General features: G+C 59.4%; 6 protein-coding genes. 3 read left to right on the top strand and 3 right to left on the bottom strand.

What is annotated here, in order from left to right:
• Together HKD24_RS14875 and mobQ are read right to left on the bottom strand one after the other, a co-directional pair.
• A partial coding sequence (locus HKD24_RS14875) for a DMT family transporter (RefSeq protein WP_322783344.1) occupies window positions 1-192 on the bottom strand: 192 nt, incomplete at its 3' end.
• 53 nt (window positions 193-245) lie between these two features.
• Window positions 246-1,301, bottom strand: coding sequence for a MobQ family relaxase (mobQ, locus tag HKD24_RS14870; protein WP_061487134.1), 1,056 nt, complete (start codon window positions 1,299-1,301; stop codon window positions 246-248).
• A gap of 214 nt (window positions 1,302-1,515) precedes the next feature.
• Here mobQ and HKD24_RS14865 point away from each other — a divergent pair, with 214 nt between their 5' ends.
• From HKD24_RS14865 to HKD24_RS14855, 3 genes are all read left to right on the top strand, one after another.
• Complete coding sequence (locus tag HKD24_RS14865; RefSeq protein WP_061487133.1) at window positions 1,516-1,773, top strand: hypothetical protein; 258 nt, start codon at window positions 1,516-1,518, stop codon at window positions 1,771-1,773.
• The gene (locus HKD24_RS14860) at window positions 1,770-2,306 is read left to right on the top strand and encodes a hypothetical protein (protein ID WP_061487132.1); all 537 of its coding nucleotides are present in this window, start codon (window positions 1,770-1,772) and stop codon (window positions 2,304-2,306) included. The genes HKD24_RS14865 and HKD24_RS14860 overlap by 4 nt, the downstream gene beginning before the upstream one ends.
• Before the next feature lie 329 nt (window positions 2,307-2,635).
• Window positions 2,636-3,235 (top strand): helix-turn-helix domain-containing protein, encoded by a 600-nt coding sequence (locus HKD24_RS14855; protein WP_194256257.1) that lies wholly within the window; start codon window positions 2,636-2,638, stop codon window positions 3,233-3,235.
• Window positions 3,236-3,273: 38 nt separating this feature from the next.
• Here the strand turns inward: HKD24_RS14855 and HKD24_RS14850 are convergent.
• A partial coding sequence (locus HKD24_RS14850) for a DMT family transporter (RefSeq protein WP_194260942.1) occupies window positions 3,274-3,522 on the bottom strand: 249 nt, incomplete at its 5' end.

The following is a 3,522-nucleotide window of genomic DNA, read 5'->3' as shown; positions in this document are numbered from 1 at the left end:
ACCAGACCAGATTGCGTAAGCAATCCCGGTCGGAATATCTCTGAGAGCCATCGAAAGACAATAGAAGGCAACGAGATAGCCAATACCAAGAATGATCGTCGGGATAAGACGTGTGAAACCTTCAGAGGTTTTAAGAAGAGAAGTTGCGATGATTTCGGCAACAATGGCTATACCGAGATAAAAATAGCTCACAGATGTAGTTCCTTGAAGAATTGAAAGCCGCTTTTGATTCGCGCATTCAAATTTTAAAACCCAATACTTGGCCCCCGATCACGGGAACGCCTGACTGTTGGCCTCTCGGCCTCTTTGGCGGCTTGCTTCTGTCTTGCCAGCTCGGCGGCCTTCCGGGCTTCATCGGCCGCCCGCTGCTCTGCCTGCCGCTGCATTTCCCGCCTGATTTCGGCCTGACGGACCCGCTCCTGCCTCTGGCGTTCGGCTTCCCGCTGCTGCTCCATCCGCTCCCCGAGCTTCCGGGCCAGACCAACCGCCAGCCGTGCCCGCTTCTCAAGGCCGGAGAACAGCTCCTGCGCCTTCTCCATGGCCTTGCGGGCCGTTTCCAGCACCCGGTTTCGCTCACGGATCTCCGCATTCTGCTTCCCGAGATCCGTCACAGGATCTCGGCCGGGAATCTCGCGGGCCGCCTGACGCTCTAGGGCGGTCGCTGACACGCCCATGTGCCGGGTCGGCTCCTGTTCCTTCCCCTGGCGCTCGAAGCTCCGGTGGTCCACCCGCTGTTCGACCAGGTGTCGTTCCAGCGCCATGTTCACCTGGCGCGCCCACACCCCCCGCATGTGCTCGATTTCGGCCGATGCGGTGCTGGCCACGTCCAGAACCCGCGTCTTGGCCCCTAGCCCTTCCGCCCCCGCCGTCCGGGTCGTGGTGAGGATGTGAGCGTGATGATTCCGGTTATCCCCTTCCCGGCCGGGTGCATGGATCGCCACATCTGCCACCACCCCGTACCGCGCCACTAGCTCGGCCGCGAAATCCCGCGCCAGTTCCTTCCGTGCGCCCGCATCCAGTTCGGCCGGTAACGCCAGCTCGTATTCCCGGCCGGTCTTGGCGTCCTTCCTTTTCTCGGCCGCTTCGGCTGCGTTCCATAGGGCGTTCCGGTCCTGTGCCCAGTCTGCACCATCTGGAGCCACGATGAACGCATCCTCCACCCCCTGTTTGCGGGTGTAGTCGTGCGTCAGGCCCTGCCGTTCGTCTGTCAGTTCCTGACCGGCACGATAGGCAGCAGCAGCGACAACACTGCGACCGGCCGAACGGGATATGGCTTTGACGGACAGGTGATAGATCGCCACGGGTCACCGGGATAAGGAAGGGTTCAGGGAAGGAACGTCCCTGACGCACGCATTGGAACAATGCTAAAGTGCGCCCTTTACTACTTCGTCGCAAGGGTTGTTTGCGTTCCGCGACGAATCAAGGAAACTTCCGAAAAATCGGGTATCATCAACAGGGTCACGCGGGGACAAGAATAACGACAGACCATTGCACCCACTTGGGGCAGGAGAAAAAATGACACCCATCGAGAAAGCAAAACAGCAGGTCGAGCAGGCCAAGGCCCGGTATCAGACTTTGCTCGCCAGACAGACCGCCGAGGAACGCAAACTGGACACCCGCCGCAAGGTCATTCTGGGTGGGTTGCTGATCGACGCGGCCGGGAAGGATGAACGCTTCGGCCGGGTCATTGACGAGCTGATGAAACGCATCACCCGCGACCATGACCACAAGGCGTTCGAGGGCTGGCAGAAGCCGGAGCCTGACCGGTCATGACCGACGAACGCGAGCTGGATGACGGGCTGGCTGCGTTCGACCAGCTCGGCCGGGAAATGGCGGAGACAAACCGTCTGCTTCGGGCCGTCCGGTCCGATCAGGCGGCCCGAAACCAGCAGGAACACACTCTGTCGGCCGAAATGAAGGCCGCTCTTAAACAGGCCACAGGAGCCTCACAGAAGGCGCTACAGGCCGCTCAGACCGAAATACGCTCCTCTCTACTCTGGACGGGCCTGACGGCCTTCCTGCTCGTTCTGGTGGCGTTTGGCGGGGGATATTTCTTCGGTCAGCGGGCTGGATGGGACACCGGGCACGCGGACGGATACCAGAAAGCCCGGAATCAGGAGGCCGCCGCCAGCTGGGCCAACACCCCGGCCGGACAGCGGGCCTATGGCCTCGACCAGCTTGGCAGCCTCGATATGCTGGCCCTGTGCAAGGGGGATGGCTGGACCATGGAACGCCAGAAGGGCCGGACGGTCTGTTTCCCGAAACTGGACGCCAAAGGGAACCTTAGCGGCTGGTATATCCCCTGACCGTCACCCGGATGGGAAAGCCGGCCAGCTCCCTCATTCCTTCCTGAGCCATTTTCTCTCGCCCGATTCTGCCGGCGTCACAGGATCCGGGCGAGCGCGGAGCGGGAGCGGCGTAGCCCGCCCAAAGGGCGCCGGAGCAGACCCCGGAATGGCAGTTTTCCACCGAAAAAAGGGGGGACAACAGGGGGATTAGATTCTTTTCTCTTTCTTAGGGATCGCCACACCCCGCAAGAAACTGGGAGAAATGAATTGTTTTACGTGTCGGAATCTGACACGTATTGGTGCCATAGCCTGACACGTAAAAACGGGTTCTCCACAGGGAGCAAGACATGGCCCAGATTGTGCGCCTCACCACCAAACCACAGCGGTCAGGACAGGAGGAAGCCGCACAGGCGGCCGAGCAGCTCTCGCTCCTGTCCGAAGAACTCCTGAATCATTTGCCCGGAGAGGCGCGTATAGCCATCTCAAGGGCCACACACGCGCTACAGAAGGCCGCGCGACCAGACACCGCCGAAGGGCTTTGGCCGGGAGGTTTCAGCATGTTGAGCCGTACACAGACCGCCGCGATCTGGGACGCCATCCGCGAATTACCATCAGATGCTCGACCCAATCAGGTCCGTCATGCTTTTGATCTGATAATACTCAATCTCCGGCAAGACACCGGGGAGGTTCTGCTTACTCGTGACCAGCTCGCCGAACGGATCGGATGCGCACCCGCCAACGTCAGCCGGATCATGGGAACGTTGGAAAAAATGGGCGTAATCCGCCGTGAACGGCGTAAGATCGAAGGAATGCAGGGCCGAGGAATAGCCGTATATTTCATCAATCCGCATGTGGCATGGAATGGCTCGCTGGACGTTCGCAAGGCCCTAGCCGCGGAGACCCGGCCACCCATGCAACTCGAACTCCTTCAGGGGGGAGCATCATGACCGACCTGTCCGACGAACTCACCTTTATGCAAACAGAATTAGTGCCCCGTTGCTGTTGAAAAGAGGTTCATCACCAACACACCTGCAATGATCAAAGCCATTCCGACCATTGCAGGTAGATCGAGGCTCTGTCCCTGAAAAATACAGGCAATTACAGCAACAAGAACAATACCCACACCAGACCAGATTGCGTAAGCAATCCCGGTCGGAATATCTCTGAGAGCCATCGAAAGACAATAGAAGGCAACGAGATAGCCAATACCAAGAATGATCGTCGGGATAAGACG

Origin of the sequence: Gluconobacter vitians, assembly GCF_015244565.1 — a bacterium.
Taxonomy (GTDB): domain Bacteria; phylum Pseudomonadota; class Alphaproteobacteria; order Acetobacterales; family Acetobacteraceae; genus Gluconobacter; species Gluconobacter vitians.
Note: the sequence above shows the minus strand (reverse complement) of the source record. Positions and strands in the feature narration are given on the sequence as shown.

What these genes read in the sequence shown, in the direction of transcription:
- HKD24_RS14865 (WP_061487133.1), top strand. Translation starts at nt 1,516, where the DNA reads ATGACACCCATCGAGAAAGCAAAACAGCAGGTCGAGCAGGCCAAGGCC.
- HKD24_RS14860 (WP_061487132.1), top strand. Translation starts at nt 1,770, where the DNA reads ATGACCGACGAACGCGAGCTGGATGACGGGCTGGCTGCGTTCGACCAG.
- HKD24_RS14855 (WP_194256257.1), top strand. Translation starts at nt 2,636, where the DNA reads ATGGCCCAGATTGTGCGCCTCACCACCAAACCACAGCGGTCAGGACAG.